A 15,007-nucleotide genomic window follows, 5' to 3' on the forward strand; every position below is an offset into this window, starting at 1 on the left:
AAGGTGGCTATATTTTTATGCGGCACTTGTTTAATCCGCTAATTTCACGTTTTTTATTAGTTTTTCACCATTTCGATAAACTGTTACTTTAATTGTATCCCCCAATTTTTTCTTTTCATATAAATATTTTCGGAATTGAACGACATTTTCTATTTTTTGTCCATCTAATGCAATCACAACATCATACTGTTGTAATCCACCTTTTTCTGCTGGTGATTGGTTTGAGATATTCCTCAATACTGCACCATTTGATATCTCTTTTGGTAATTTTAACTGATTGCGTGCAGAATCTGTCATTTTCTCCACATCTAATAACTGTACACCCATCATCGGACGTTTAACTGTTCCATCTTTCTCAAGAGACTCTAGGATCGTTTTGGCTATATGAATCGGAATTGCAAATCCAATTCCTTCAACAGCTTGTTGTGCAATTTTACTCGAATTAATTCCAATGACTTCACCCTGTTCATTAAACAAAGCTCCTCCACTATTCCCAGGATTAATAGCTGCATCTGTTTGAATTACCTGTGCTTGCCAATCCACTTGTTGATTTCCAAGTGTACTAACAGGTATTTCTCGTTCCTTGCTACTAATAATCCCCTTTGTTACACTACCTTCTAACCCCAATGGATTCCCAATAGCTATTACCGTTTCCCCTGTACGAATTTTTTCTGAGTCTCCAAGTGTTGCGACTCTTTTTACATCTGCCCCATCAATTTCTAATACTGCTAAATCTAATAATGGATCTGTCCCTACTACTTTAGCGGGAACTTTTTTACCATTATTCAATTTCACTTCTACTTTATTCGCACCGTCTATCACATGATTATTTGTAACAATGAAAGCCTTATTGCCGTTTTTTTTATATATGACCCCTGATCCCGAACCAGCTTCTTCTGATTGAACTTGCGCATTAAATGAATCTGCATTTTGTTTATAGTTAATGACACCTACGACAACTTCTTTTGCAGATTCAATCATATTTTGAGGATTGCTCACATCTTCTGGTTTATAAGAGATCGGCGTAGCCTGATTTACTTCGTTGTGCTTAGGAGATTGATCTTCACCTCCTTTGATTTCATTTATATAAGGAGTGGTCAATCCAATGGTAATTGCACCAATTATTCCTGTGAAAAAATACCCTGTTTTTTTATAGACTTTACGCCTATTGCTTTTTGTTTGATTTGTATCATCGTGTCCCATTATGAACATCCCTTTCTCCTTTAATTTACAATTGAATGTTTTTATCTTAATATTTGAAATACGATGTATGAATGTAATATTTAAGCATCACCATTTCAAAAAAAGAAAATTTCACCTTTAGGCATGTTTAAACATAAATCAACTGTTTTTTCGTAGGGGTAACATTATATTTGAAATTTCCTATGAATATATGTATGACGATATTCAAACCCACTTCGAGCTTGTCTCTAAAAAAAAGAGCCTATTTGGCTCTTAACAAATAGAGTATTCAATGTACAAAGTAGGATACGTGTTTATACAGGTGTTTTGCAAAAATTGGAAACAAGGGACAATAAACATCCATTAGCTTATTTATTCTTTTGTTATAAACTTAGATTCTAGCATTCTCGTGAGAATGGATGGTAATAGGTTTGTGTGTAAATAAGAAGGAAGGGATAAAATTTGATAGATTGTGTAAGTCGTCAACATCATGTATCATTCCTTTCTATTTGGTACATGTATCATACAAACTTAATCTGTATTCTATATGGAGCTAATCTAGAGTTATAGTAAAGATTTTCAGTACCTAATTATGGAATACAAAAATAGAGAGAATCAATTTAATCCTCCCTATTTTTGTTCACTAGACTTATATAGCTTTCTTTTATTTACACTTGTGTATTTGTTTAAGCCCGGTGCTGGTTTCAATTTTTGTTTTTTCTCTTTTATGCGTCTATTATTCGAATGAGGGGCCATCCACAATTGTACATCTAATAAAGAAAGAATGATGTTTGCTTCTAGTGACATCTTAATTACCTCCCTCTGTCTTGTTATGTATATAAACTATCTCATGCATCTGGAGCTAATTTGAAATACATGTAGTCTTCTTGTGAAGTTTTTATAGTGTTTCTAATACGTCTCCACATCAACTCCAGATTGGAGGGTTATAATGACTACAAGAGGTGATATTATGAAGAACTATCACATTCTGGTGGTAGAGGATGATCAAGAAATACAAGAATTAATCAAACAATTTTTAATGACACAACAGTATAAAGTTATAGTTGCATCAGATGGATTAGAGGGCATGAAACAATTTAATAAGCAGTCCTTCGATTTAATTCTTCTAGATGTGATGATGCCAAACCTGAATGGATTTGAAGTTGCCAAAATGATTCGAAGTCAGTCAAATATACCAATTATTATGCTAACTGCGCTAGAAGAAGAACAAGATCAAATGAAAGGATTTGATCTTGGAATCGATGATTATATTACGAAACCTTTTTCTTTTCATGTTTTGATGAGACGAGTCGAAGCAGTACTGAGAAGAAGTAATAATCAAAGTACAGATAATCATTTTGTATTTAGAGAACTACATGTCGATGGCGATGCATATAAAGTATATGTAAATAAAGCTGAAGTTCCCTTAACGACGAAAGAATTTGAAATTTTGCAACTACTACTTAAAAATGAAAAAAAGGTACTCACAAGAGAAAATATCGTAGAAAAAATTTGGGGATATGAGTATGCCGGAGACACACGAATGATTGATACGCATATGAAAAACATACGAAAAAAATTAGATATACCCTATATTAAAACAGTAAAGGGCATTGGTTATAAAATCGATGAATAAGATTGTAAAAATCATGAAGATGAAGAGAATTACCTATAAACTCTTTATGACTACATCCCTCATTTTGTTAGCCTTTGCAACCTTAATTTATGTAACTTTATACTTCTTTCTCCCTAAATTTTATGAGAAATACAAAACAGATCAGCTTCAAACGGGAATTGAAGAAATAATTGATAAATCTAAAGATCTTACGCTTCAAAATGCAACACCACTTGTTGATGAATACGCACAAAAAAATAATGCAATTATATATCTTCAAGATAATGAGGGAAGGCTTATTTATTCTCCTTTTCTTCAAAGTACTATTCAAGGGAGTACTATTCAAGAGAGTACTGTTCGAGGGGGTACTGTTCAGGGGGGTACTCCAGCAAAAGGTTTTGTTACAACAGTACCAATAAAGGGTTTGGCTCAATCTCGTAATTCATATGAGGCTACCAAGCCAATACAATTCCAAGATGTTGACTTAACGCTTGTGGTGTTCGCAACATTTCAACCAATCGATGAAGCTTCACAGGTCTTGGTACGTTTTCTACCCTATATTAGTATCATTGTACTGGTTATTGGTTTAGGAAGTGCTTATCTCTATTCAAGGTTTATTACTAAACCACTTATTTATATTAATAAAGGTGCACAAAAGATGGCAAACTTGGATTTCTCCGAAAAAATTGAGGTTCGTTCTATGGATGAATTAGGGGAATTGTCCAATAGCTTGAATGATATGTCCATAAATTTACAACAGGCAATTTTTGATTTACAAAAAGCGAATCAGCAATTAAAAAGTGATATTGAAAAAGAAAGAGAATTAGAAACTAAGCGAAGGGAATTCTTTGCTATTGTAGCACATGAATTAAAAACTCCTCTTACTGTTATGAAAGGATACTTAGAAGGGATGATATATAATATCGGCCCTTATCAAAATCGTGACCAGTATTTAAAGAAAAATTATCAAATAATTGAAAGTCTGGAACAACTGGTTCGCGAAATTTTAAGCATGTCAAAATTAGAACAACATACCTTTAAACTTCAAGTGGAAGAAGTAAATCTTTCGAAATCAATAGATACAATCACAAAGAACCTCGAATTTTTTGCTTCTCAAAAAGGCATTCAAATAATAAAAGAAGTCGATTCTGACATTTTTGTTTATACGGATTATGTTCTTTTAGAAAAAGCTTGTAAAAACATCATTCATAATGCGATTATGTATTCACCGTATAACGAAAAAGTCTATATAAAGTTAACAAAGGATTCTAAACAAAACAATATCCAAATGCGAGTTATCAATACAGGTGTCAAAATAAAAGAAGAAGATATACAACATATTTTCAAACCATTTTATCGAATCGAAAAGTCAAGAAATCGAAATACAGGAGGGAGTGGCTTAGGGTTATATATTGTAAAACAAATTTTTGAATCCCTTTTTATCACGCATTCTATAAATAATACCAAACAAGGCGTAGAATTTTTAGTTACCATTCCATTATCCAGCAAATAAATAACAAAAGAGTCTCAATCTCATTTCAACCTATAAAAATGAGATTGAGATTTTTCATATTATGTTGGGTATGGCAACCCAAACATAATTTGGGGTACAGAGATATTAAAGTTGTTTTATTATAATTAGCTTTACCGCGACAATAAGACCTATTATCCTTTCACACTGACAGTAAGTTTGGCGTTGACGGGCTTTTTTGGTATTTTGCATGTGGAGCATCTATTAGAAAATAATATGAATCCTACAAGCCTAGTCATCTCAGTGAAAAAGTAACTAAATTTGGATACGGGATAGAAATATTTTTTGTTACACAAACTGGCCGACTGTACTTTTTTCACTACAAACTGATAACTTAACAGCTGGGTAGAAAATGATGAGTATACTGGACCAGATATGACTGATTTCGGATTTCACATTTTTTGTTAGTATTTCCTTTCATCATATCTAAAACAGATTTATATGCTTAGTGACAAGGTCGATTAAACTATATAAGCAGATAATCCATTCTACTCATTCGCCATATTATGCATAATAATCTATAAAATACGTATCTATAAATTAAAAGTTTAAAAAAGAAAAAATCTGAAGATCCTTCTGACGTAAGGAGTTTCAGATTTTTTTATTTTAGTAATACCCTTTGCAACAAGTTGCCATTAGGATAGTGTATCAGCAACTTGTAGCTATTACTATGAATGCTAGATTCCTCAAAATTATTCCATATTTTTTCATTTTATTTATATTATTCTATGATTTGTTCTATATTATAATTCCATATTTATGGACAAAAGTTTAAATTTATGGAATTTTGTACAAGCTATTTATACGCTATTTTTAATTAGGAGGGATTCTTTATGTTTGGTCTAGGAAAAAAAAGAACTCCATTTGGGGAGTATTTAGATCACAGAGGAATCAAACAACAATGGCTTGTACAAAGAACTGGATTAAGTAAATCTCTGATAAGTGATTTAGCAAATAAAAAGGATCGTATTCCCACTTTAACATCTGCAACTAAAATCATTAGAATACTAAAAAAATTTGATAAGCATATTGATTATCAAGATTTTTGGAATATTGATATTTAATACCTCTAAAATGGACTGCACATCTAATTGTCTCTAATCCAATTGTGTAGATTACTAAAAACATAGATTTTTCCCTTTATAACTAATGATTATTTAACACTTATAATACAAAAAGTCCTTTTATTAAAAAGAATATAAATTTCTATTTAGCTCTGTTTATATCCCCACTTAAAATAATTAATGATTACATCCCACTTCATTTTTGACAAATCAATTCTTTAAAGACATTTTTTATTAGAAAATCTAAATTTCATTGTTTTTTTATCCAGAAGCCTAAATATACATTTGATATTATTCTAAAGTTTATAGCGCACTATTTGAACATTTTGTGAAAACCAACAAAAAACAATACAAACTACTAGTAGTAGGTATTAATTTCCTAGTGTTTGTTCCAAGCACTGTGTTAAACTGAGAGGGTTTAACAGATCTACTCTAATAACATTAATGAAATGGGGTATTTACTTGAACTTTCCACAATTAAAAATCGGTCATATGATGCCAAAGGTCCCAATTATGCAGGGAGGAATGGGCGTAGGCATTTCATTAAGTAAACTTGCATCTGCAGTTGCAAATGCTGGAGGAATTGGGATTATATCAGGAACTGGTATTTCCATAGATGAAATGAGAATGCATATTAGGAAGGCGAAAGAAAAGATCCAGAATACTGGTTATATTGGAGTAAATGTCCTTTTTGCAATGAATGATTTTGCTGAAAAAATGAAAGCGGCTATTGAGGAAAAAGTTGATTTCATCATATCTGGTGCTGGCATTTCACGAGATATGTATACTTGGGGAAAAAATGCTGACATACCAGTTATTTCAATAGTATCCTCAGCCAAACTCGCTAGATTATCTGAACGCTTGGGTGCGGCCGCTGTTGTAGTAGAGGGTCATGAAGCAGGAGGTCATCTGGGTACCGATCGACCTTTATTCGATATATTACCGGAAGTAGTTGCAGCAGTCGAAATTCCCGTAATTGCTGCTGGAGGAATTATGACTGGAAAAGATATTGCGCATGCCTTAAAAATGGGTGCATCTGGTGTGCAAATGGGTACAAGATTCGTTGCAAGTAATGAGTGTGACGCACCACTATCCTTTAAGGAAAAATATATAAATGCTCGATTAGAAGATACTATATTAGTCAAAACAACTGTCGGGCTCCAAGGTCGTGCGGTTAAAAATAACTTTACTAAATTAATAGCTGATAATAATAAAAAGATAAAAATAAAAAAGTGTATAAATTGCTTAAAAAACTGTTCTTATCGTTTCTGCACGCTAGATTCTTTGATAACCTCTATGGATGGTGATTGTGAAAATGGTCTTGTTTTCGCAGGTGCACGAGTAAATGAAATCAAAGAGATTTTGCCCGTCCAAACAATTATTAACAATATTATGATGGAATATAGAGCATGTATTTAAGATAGAATCCATGTAAGTTCTTTAAAAAAATATTTAATGTTGTAAATTTTTATTTTCCTGACGACACATCAACTAATAATTATACTCCGGACATTATTGGTCATATAAAAGAACACCTACAAATGAAGTGAACCCGAATAGTGGTACATGAAAAAAACACCTCCTGAATTCGCATACTAAGTATGCAAATTCATTGGAGGTGTTTTTCGTTTGAAGACAAGAGTTCATTACCCAGAAGAAGTAAAGTGGAAAGTGATTGAAATGAAAAAGGATGGATATTCCAATCGGACAATTATGGAGAAGCTTGGAATTAAAAATGTTTCCCAAATTAAGACGTGGGTGAAGTGGTATCGTACCGTTTTCAACAACCTGTAGGAAAACAATATTCTTATGGAAAAGGACCAAAAGAGCTCAGTGAATTAGAACAGCTACGTTTAGAAAATAAACATCTAAAAACAAAATTACTTGTATGGGGAAAGTATCTGGAAATCGAAAGGGGCTGAAACCAGAAACTGTAGTTACTTTATGGAGAAATGTACAAACAAAAATAACGGTAAAAGACTTGTGTAACGTATTAGAATTACCCCGTTCTACATTTTATCGTTGGTTACAACGAACGGAAGATCTGAAAGATGATATAGAAGAAAAAGTAAAGGACGTCTGTCTTAGGCATAAATTCCGGTATGGATATCGAAGAGTGACCGCTACTCTTCGAAAAATGGGACTGTGTGTCAATCATAAAAAAGTATTACGAATCATGAGACAAAATCATATTCTTTCCAAAGTGCGTCGAAAGAAAAAGAAATATATCAATGGTGCGGAACCAATGGTAGCCCCTCATCGATTGGAGCGCCAATTCGATGCATCCAAACCAAATGAAAAGTGGTTTACGGATGTGACGTATCTCTTATTTGGAGAGCGTACCTTGTATGTATCAACGATCATGGATGCCTTTAATCGTGAAATTATTAGTTGTGTCATCAGCGAATCACAAACACTGACATTAGCGATGAAAACATTGAAACAAGCAATGAGAGGGCGAAAAGTAAAAGATGTCCTTCTTCACTCGGATCAAGGAAGTATTTATACAGCAAAAGAATTTCAAGCGTATGCCAAAGAAAACGGCATGATCACCAGCATGTCCCGGAGAGGAAATTGCCATGATAATGCCGTCATGGAAAGCTTCTTTGGTCATTTAAAAAGTGAAGCTTTCTATTCACAAAAGATAACAAAAGTATCCAACACAACTGTGCGAAAGATTGTGCTAGAATACATTCATTACTACAATTGTGTGCGAATTCAAGAAAAATTAAACCACCTATCCCCTAAAGAATTTAGGGAACAAGTGGTTTAGGTGTTTTGATTGGTGTCCCGTTTTCGGGGTTCACTTCAAAATGCTGTAGGTGTTCTTTTTTATTTATAATTGGATAATTTCTCTTATTTCTTCTATAGGTAACTTCGTAAATTTGGCAATATCCTCTACAGACATTCCGTTTTTATACATACCACATACCAATTGTATACGTTCGGCTTTTTTGCCTTCTTCAATACCCTTTTCAATACCTTTTTTGATTCCTTGCTCCTCTGCGTGAGCAAACTTTGCAGCTTCATCCATTAGGGTTTTTTCCCTCGCTTCATAGGCTTGTCGGAATGTCGAATCTTGACTCATTCGCTCCCACTTATTCATTGCTTTTTGTAAAATCGGATCTTGATTCATCGCAATGTCCTCCAATGTTTGAGTTAAGTGTTCATCTTCATTTGCCGGAAGTAATAACAGCCAACGAACAAATGAATCTTCCCACGGATTAACTTTCTCTTCCCGCCATTGTTCCATTAGTTTAGGAAGCTCTATAACATGAATCTCTATATCATCACTAAACTGCTTTTGCTGTTGTACATTCCATAGCTTTCCCGTTGTATGAAATTCCTCATATTCGGGAAAAAGTACGAAGTTTAACAAATTAATAGTAATTGTTTTACTAAGAGAGCTGTAAGGCATCCCTTTTTGTAACTGTGAAGTATATAATTTACCCCAGTAATACAAACTTCGTTTAATCATGTCGTGATTATTATTCAGCTGAATTTCTACGTTTACTTTAGTACCTGTGTCTAATGTGGCTGAGACATCTAAAATTGATAATTTATCATCCTCGTGTTCTCGATGTAAATGTGGATCCTCTAATTGTAGTGACATAATAGGTGATTCTAATGAATTCTTTAGCATGGCATTTAAAAATGTGATAAGAATATCCTCACTACCACTTGTCCCAAATAATTGCTTAAAAGCAAAATCAATTCGTAAATTTACTAATGACTTGGTCATGACTTTCCTCTTCCTGTCTAAGAAACTCTCTTTTCTTTATTGTACATAAAAATTAGGTAATCATGCAAATAGGAACATTCACAAAAGATAGCGCTATCATTCTTTTCAAAAATATATATTCACTAGAAAATAGAGGTAAAATTAATAGTTAATTTGGTGAATTATAACATATATTATCTTTAAATAATACCCATTTGAAAAAACAATGGATTATTTGTGACATAATTGTTAAATTTAGGGATATAAAAAGGCTTTCTATATAAAAAATAGAAAGGTGATGGTGTACGGATAAAATATAAGGGGGATTTATATTATGTTTTCAAAAAAACAAAAATTAGTAACAGTGGTTACCACTCTGACGCTAGGATGTGGATTAGTTTTCGGATTAACTCCTACTTCCGCAGATTCTATAAGTAATCCTACTCCTATTAAGGAAGAACAAGTAAGAATACAGATACCTTTTACTGGATATGTTATTTCAGCAGATGATAATTATTTAGTTGTAGCTGACACTAATACAAAAGAGGAGGCACTTTCTTATCAAAATAATTGGTGGGAATTAGCTTCTCAGAATAAAATTTTACGTGTTCCTATTACTAGCAAGGATAACTATAGCGTAGGTGAAAAACTAAATATATTTTCCGTAGGATGGACTCACTCTATTCCACCAATCGCTGTTATGCCTGTTATCGAAAAAATAATTGAATAAATTATATATTTTTTACAAAAGAAGACAGCCATTACAAATGGCTATCTTCTTTTAAACTCATTTATTCTAAATTGGACTAAAGAATTCTTGTTTGTAACTATCTTTATAAATTTATGCTATAACAACACTTGTGCACTTTTTTATTTACTGAACCATGCCTTGCTCTTCCTTCTTCATAGCTCTAATGGATTGAACTACTTTAACCATCATAGAACACTCTATTCTCTTTCGGAAGATTTTACAGCTGAACTCATGTGTTCCCTTAAGAGAACCCGTTGCATGTATTGTATTAGCTGGACAACCGCCACTACAGTAAAGCTGTGCCCAACATTCCTGACATTCCGGTTTTGAATAGCAATTACTTTCCTTAAACTGAGACTGTATCTCTGCTTTTGTAATGCCATCCCATATATTCCCCATACTATATTCTTCTTCTCCCACAAACTGATGACAAGGAAATATCTCCCCCCACGGGGTAATAGCTAGATATTCAGTCCCAGAACCGCAACCAGAAATTCTCTTTTGAACGCACGGACCTTCTGAAAGGTCGAGCATGTAATGATAAAATGTAAAACCATTTCCTTTTTCCTCACGGTTTAGCATTTCTTTCGAGAGAATTTCATACTGATTGTAAATTTCCAGCAGGTCTTCTTCACAGAGCGCATATGGTTCTTGGGGATTACAGATAACAGGTTCCATTGAGATTTTGTTAAAACCTAAGTCAGCGATGTGATAAATATCATTGGTAAAATCAACATTATTATGGGTATAGGTTCCACGTACATAGTATTCTTTATCTCCACGCTTCTCAACAAACTCCTGGAACTTTGGAACGATATGATTATAGCTACCTTTCCCATTGACAGTTTTACGAAGATAATCATGAACTTTTTTTCTTCCATCAAGGCTTAATACAACATTGTGCATTTCTTGATTTAAGAATTCAGTAATTTCATCATTAAGCAGCATACCATTTGTAGTAAAGGTAAAACGAAAAGTTTTTTTGTACTCTTTTTCTTTATTTCTTGCATAGGCGACAATCTGTTTGACAGTTTTCCACGCCATGAGTGGCTCCCCACCAAAAAAATCAACATCGAGATTTCGATGATTACCTGAGTTTTCTAATAGAAAATCTATGGCTCTTTTTCCAACTTCAAAACTCATTATGGCTCTATTTCCATTGTATTTTCCTTGGCTAGCAAAGCAGTATTCACACGACAGATTACATGTATGCGCTACATTAAGGCAAAGAGCTTTTACATAAGTGGGACGATTTATCAAATCAATTGAAAGGTCCCTATAATCATCTTCGGTAAAAAGCTTCCCATCTCTTTTTAGTTCTTCAATATCCGCAATTGTTTCTCGAATTTCCTTCTTGGAAACGTGGAAATCATATTTATACTTTTCCTGCATTATTGACAGGATTTCTTCCATAGGAGTATTCTGATATAGCATAATTATTTCATAAGCAAGATCGTCAACGACATGTACGGATCCGCTATAAGTATCTAACACGATATTGTATCCATTTAATTTATATTGATGAATCATACTGGATAACCAAACTCCTTTTTCATAAAGATTGCCACCTAAATAAAATATAATTGAATACTATACTTCTTGTTTCCTATTTATTGTATTTTCACACTTTTGATTTGCAACTCCACATGAGGTTTTACAAGCAGACTGACAAGATGTCTGACATGCACCACACCCACCATGTTTTATAGTATCTTGCAGTTTACAAGTGCTCAGTGTTATAATTCTTTTCATTGTTTATAACCTCCTTTTGAAATAATTTTGAAGAACTAAGGTATATGATTGTGAAAAAAATCACAATCATATACCTTAGTTCTTCAATTTCCCACAAATTATTATTAATATCCTTATATATTAACGAATTACTTTATTTTACGTTCCTTTCTTTTAACCTTAATTTAAAATATCACGAGAAGGTTAAATATTATCTATTTAACAGTTACATATCGCAAAGCTACATATAGAATAATATTTATTGTAATTATTTATACATTCATAAATGAGGTACGTGAAATTACAACATTTATCTTATAATAAATATGGGCGTTTATAACTTTGTGCTACAACTATAAAAAGTCAATCCCATTGGAATTGACCTTTTATAAACTGTGGCAACAGAAGGATGTCATAAAACTAGGATTTGATATTGTAGCATTTCATTTGTGAAAAGTATAACATGATTAACTAAGAATAGATGTGTCAATCCTTGGAACATTAGCTATAACTTGATTTTTTGAGTATATATAATAGTTAGTGGGGCTATAGAATTCATCCTACATCACTATTAATAATTAACGTTTTTTAATAATAAAAAAGGATGTCTAAAAAACACTATTTTTTTAGACATCCTTTTTATCTATTTTATTAATAATCCTGTAGGAGTAACTTGATATGTTTTTTTCTTGCCTACAAATTCCTGTTTACTATTCTCAAGATTAGTAAGTGTGGCACGGGTCTTTTCCTTCTGTGCTTCTCCCTCTATATGAGTAAACTCAATATAATCCCCTACTTTGACTGAAACGGTTTGGCTCTCAGCAGATTGTTGTCTATTTCCTATAATGTCTTTATTGTACAAAATATTACCGGATGAATTCTGGACTTTAATGCTTGCATACGTACTAGTAAAATAGGAATGGGGGATACCCGCTTCTAATTTAATCTGCATTTTTTCTGTTGCTTTGTTATACTCTACTTTTGCGATTTCTCGATCATTATACCCCTTTAAAGACCAGGTAAATTGATTTCCATCTAAAACTGTTGTTTCTGGCATTTTTTCTACTTTCTTCAGGCCTTCTTTTGTCACTTGATATCTTGCTGTCTTTCCAATGGTTTCATTTTTGTTATTTTCAAGGTTAATTAAAGTCGCTCGCGTTTTTTCCTTTGTTGCTTCCCCTTCTATATGAGTAAGTTCAATGTAATCCCCTATTTTCACGGGCACAGTTTGACTTTCAGCATTTTGTTGTTTATTTCCCACGATTTCCTTATTGTACAGGACGTTGCCAGAAGAATTCTGGACCTTAATACTCGCATACGTACTAGCAAAGTAGGAATGTGGTACACCTGCTTCTAGTTTTACCTTCATCTCTTCTACCGTTTTATCATAATCTACTTTTGCAAATTCTCTATCACTATATCCTTTTAATGACCACGCAAACTTGTTTCCTTCTAAAATTGTTGCTTCTGGCATTTTTTCTACTTTCTTCAGGCCTTCCTTTGTAACTTCATATATGGCTTTTTTTCCAAAGCTCTCTTGTTTACTATTATCTACATTTGTAAGAGTAGCCCTATGTACACCTTCTAGATGTGTTAACTCGATATAATCGCCTACTTTGACTGGAACTCTTTGCGCTTCAGCATTTTGTTGTTTGTTTCCATAAATGTCTTTATTGTATACTACTTTTCCTGTTGCATTTTGTACTTTAATACTCGCATACGTTTCATTAAAATAATGATGCGGTACGCCTGCTTTTAAGTCGATTTGCATTTCTTCTGTTGACTTATTGAAATTAATTTTTGCAAACTCAAAATCACTAATTCCTTTTAGTGACCATGCAAACTGCTTTCCTTCTAAAATACTAGAAGAGTTCGGTATATCTGAATTAAAACCTAAGTTATTTAATATAGATTTTAAATCAGGTAAAACACCTATTCTATCATTCCAAGGATCTTGAGATTGTGTTCCTGTATTTGGATTACTTAAAATATTTCTTAATTCGGCTGGTGTATAAGGAGAACCTCGATGTTCTTTAGCAATACCTTGAATCGAAGTTGCTGCCCCGGCAATAATTGGTGAAGCACTTGATGTTCCACTAAATGTTGATGTATATAAATTTGTAGTATTTTGATTTGGATTTGCTGATGTTGTATCAACATTTTCTCCCCATCCATATACATCTAATCGACTTCCATAATTTGAAAACCATAAACGTTTATGTGGAACAGTTGATGATCCCGCCCCAACCATAATAGCACCTGAATCCTTGAAGTCTGGACTATTTCGATTTAAGATCTTTTTTCCATTACGATCTTTAAAATTATCTAAGTCGTTTGAACCATTTGCGCCAGCTTCTATAATAATAATCCCTTTATCTGCACCAACACGAATTGCATCAAAAATATCTGGATGTACTTCTACAGGTAAATATTTATCCCCATACCCATCATATGAAGCTTGTGCCTCTAATAAAAGAACATCCCCTGATTGTAAATTATGTACAGCACTTAAAATAGCATCTGCTGTATTATAAATTCCATTATCCCTAATTTGGGATATTACTTTTACATTTGCTTTTGGTGCAATTCCAATATTTCCAATTTGATTATCTTCGGATGAAACAATTCCTAAAACTGAAGTACCATGAGCTCTATGCTGGCTTATATTTTGTCCAGACATAAGCTTTATATTTTTATTGACTAAATCCTCATGGTTCAATAACCACCCATATTCCATATCCACAAAAGTTGTACCCTTCCCGTCACCACCCTTAATGCTCCAAGCATGCGAGGCATTAATTCCCTTTGGTGCCGCTTCAAGATATCCTTGATTTTTAAATCTAGGATCATCGTACGGATTAACAGATAAATCTTGTACCTGTATTTCAGGGGGTGTCAAAATTTGTTTTTCTTGTATATAAGCCTCCTCTACAAGAGGTGATGTTTCAAATTTTTTCAGTAACAACTCTATTTCTATGTTATTAGGAGCTTGTACAATATAATAATTTAATAAATTATTAGCTGATTGATTAGCAAATGATTTAGAGTGTACTGATAACTTTTCAATCTCTATCGGATTTACAGATGAGAACAGACGATTCAAAGTAAGTTCTTTATTTTCAGAAAATAACTCCTTTAAATTGTTATCATAATCCCCATTTTTTATTCTTTTCTCAATACCATCTTCATAAGGTAAGTCAATTTGATTTTTAAACTTTACAATTAATCTTTCTTCCTGTGAATCTCTTTCCTTGTATGTGACATTATAAGATTCAGCATAAACTTTATTATGAATACTATCATTTTGTAGGATTAGATCTGTTCCTACAAAAGTTGTCATTGCAATTGATGAAATTAGAAACCCTTTGAATATGTTCATACTATACCCGCCAATCTATATTCTCTTGAGATT

General features: G+C 32.9%; 11 protein-coding genes and 1 pseudogene. 6 read left to right on the top strand and 6 right to left on the bottom strand.

The features are described from left to right. Positions 1–30: 30 nt before the first annotated feature. Together MR160_RS16580 and MR160_RS16585 are read right to left on the bottom strand one after the other, a co-directional pair. The gene (locus MR160_RS16580; protein ID WP_242297767.1) at positions 31–1,212 is read right to left on the bottom strand and encodes a S1C family serine protease; all 1,182 of its coding nucleotides are present in this window, start codon (positions 1,210–1,212) and stop codon (positions 31–33) included. A gap of 600 nt (positions 1,213–1,812) precedes the next feature. Continuing rightward, positions 1,813–1,989 (bottom strand): hypothetical protein, encoded by a 177-nt coding sequence (locus tag MR160_RS16585; RefSeq protein ID WP_000050958.1) that lies wholly within the window; start codon positions 1,987–1,989, stop codon positions 1,813–1,815. A gap of 163 nt (positions 1,990–2,152) precedes the next feature. Between MR160_RS16585 and MR160_RS16590 the strand changes: the two genes are divergently transcribed. The 5 genes and pseudogenes from MR160_RS16590 (at position 2,153) to MR160_RS16610 (ending at position 8,165) form a co-directional block, all read left to right on the top strand. After that, the gene (locus MR160_RS16590; RefSeq protein WP_149287553.1) at positions 2,153–2,818 is read left to right on the top strand and encodes a response regulator transcription factor; all 666 of its coding nucleotides are present in this window, start codon (positions 2,153–2,155) and stop codon (positions 2,816–2,818) included. Between the two features lie 13 nt (positions 2,819–2,831). Beyond that, positions 2,832–4,310 (top strand): sensor histidine kinase, encoded by a 1,479-nt coding sequence (locus MR160_RS16595; RefSeq protein WP_242297774.1) that lies wholly within the window; start codon positions 2,832–2,834, stop codon positions 4,308–4,310. A gap of 851 nt (positions 4,311–5,161) precedes the next feature. After that, positions 5,162–5,392, top strand: coding sequence for a helix-turn-helix domain-containing protein (locus MR160_RS16600; protein WP_000467334.1), 231 nt, complete (start codon positions 5,162–5,164; stop codon positions 5,390–5,392). Between the two features lie 444 nt (positions 5,393–5,836). Beyond that, positions 5,837–6,811, top strand: a complete 975-nt coding sequence (locus tag MR160_RS16605; protein ID WP_242297768.1) for an NAD(P)H-dependent flavin oxidoreductase — start codon at positions 5,837–5,839, stop codon at positions 6,809–6,811. Positions 6,812–7,021: 210 nt separating this feature from the next. Beyond that, positions 7,022–8,165, top strand: a pseudogene (locus MR160_RS16610) (IS3 family transposase). A gap of 63 nt (positions 8,166–8,228) precedes the next feature. Here MR160_RS16610 and MR160_RS16615 read toward each other — a convergent pair. Further along, on the bottom strand, positions 8,229–9,134 hold the full coding sequence (locus MR160_RS16615; RefSeq protein ID WP_000167466.1) for an Rpn family recombination-promoting nuclease/putative transposase: 906 nt from the start codon (positions 9,132–9,134) through the stop codon (positions 8,229–8,231). Between the two features lie 313 nt (positions 9,135–9,447). On the opposite strand from MR160_RS16615, the gene MR160_RS16620 reads away from it, so the two are divergent. Further along, positions 9,448–9,843, top strand: a complete 396-nt coding sequence (locus MR160_RS16620; RefSeq protein ID WP_000491774.1) for a DUF3221 domain-containing protein — start codon at positions 9,448–9,450, stop codon at positions 9,841–9,843. 144 nt (positions 9,844–9,987) lie between these two features. Here the strand turns inward: MR160_RS16620 and scfB are convergent, their stop codons facing one another. The 3 genes from scfB to MR160_RS16635 form a co-directional block, all read right to left on the bottom strand. Next, the gene (scfB, locus tag MR160_RS16625) at positions 9,988–11,394 is read right to left on the bottom strand and encodes a thioether cross-link-forming SCIFF peptide maturase (RefSeq protein ID WP_097982124.1); all 1,407 of its coding nucleotides are present in this window, start codon (positions 11,392–11,394) and stop codon (positions 9,988–9,990) included. A gap of 60 nt (positions 11,395–11,454) precedes the next feature. After that, on the bottom strand, positions 11,455–11,616 hold the full coding sequence (gene scfA / locus MR160_RS16630; RefSeq protein ID WP_000821353.1) for a six-cysteine ranthipeptide SCIFF: 162 nt from the start codon (positions 11,614–11,616) through the stop codon (positions 11,455–11,457). Positions 11,617–12,238: 622 nt separating this feature from the next. After that, positions 12,239–14,974, bottom strand: a complete 2,736-nt coding sequence (locus tag MR160_RS16635) for a putative mucin/carbohydrate-binding domain-containing protein (RefSeq protein WP_043333208.1) — start codon at positions 14,972–14,974, stop codon at positions 12,239–12,241. Positions 14,975–15,007: the final 33 nt, after the last annotated feature.

This window comes from Bacillus cereus group sp. BfR-BA-01382, assembly GCF_022663475.1.
GTDB lineage: Bacteria > Bacillota > Bacilli > Bacillales > Bacillaceae_G > Bacillus_A > Bacillus_A thuringiensis_S.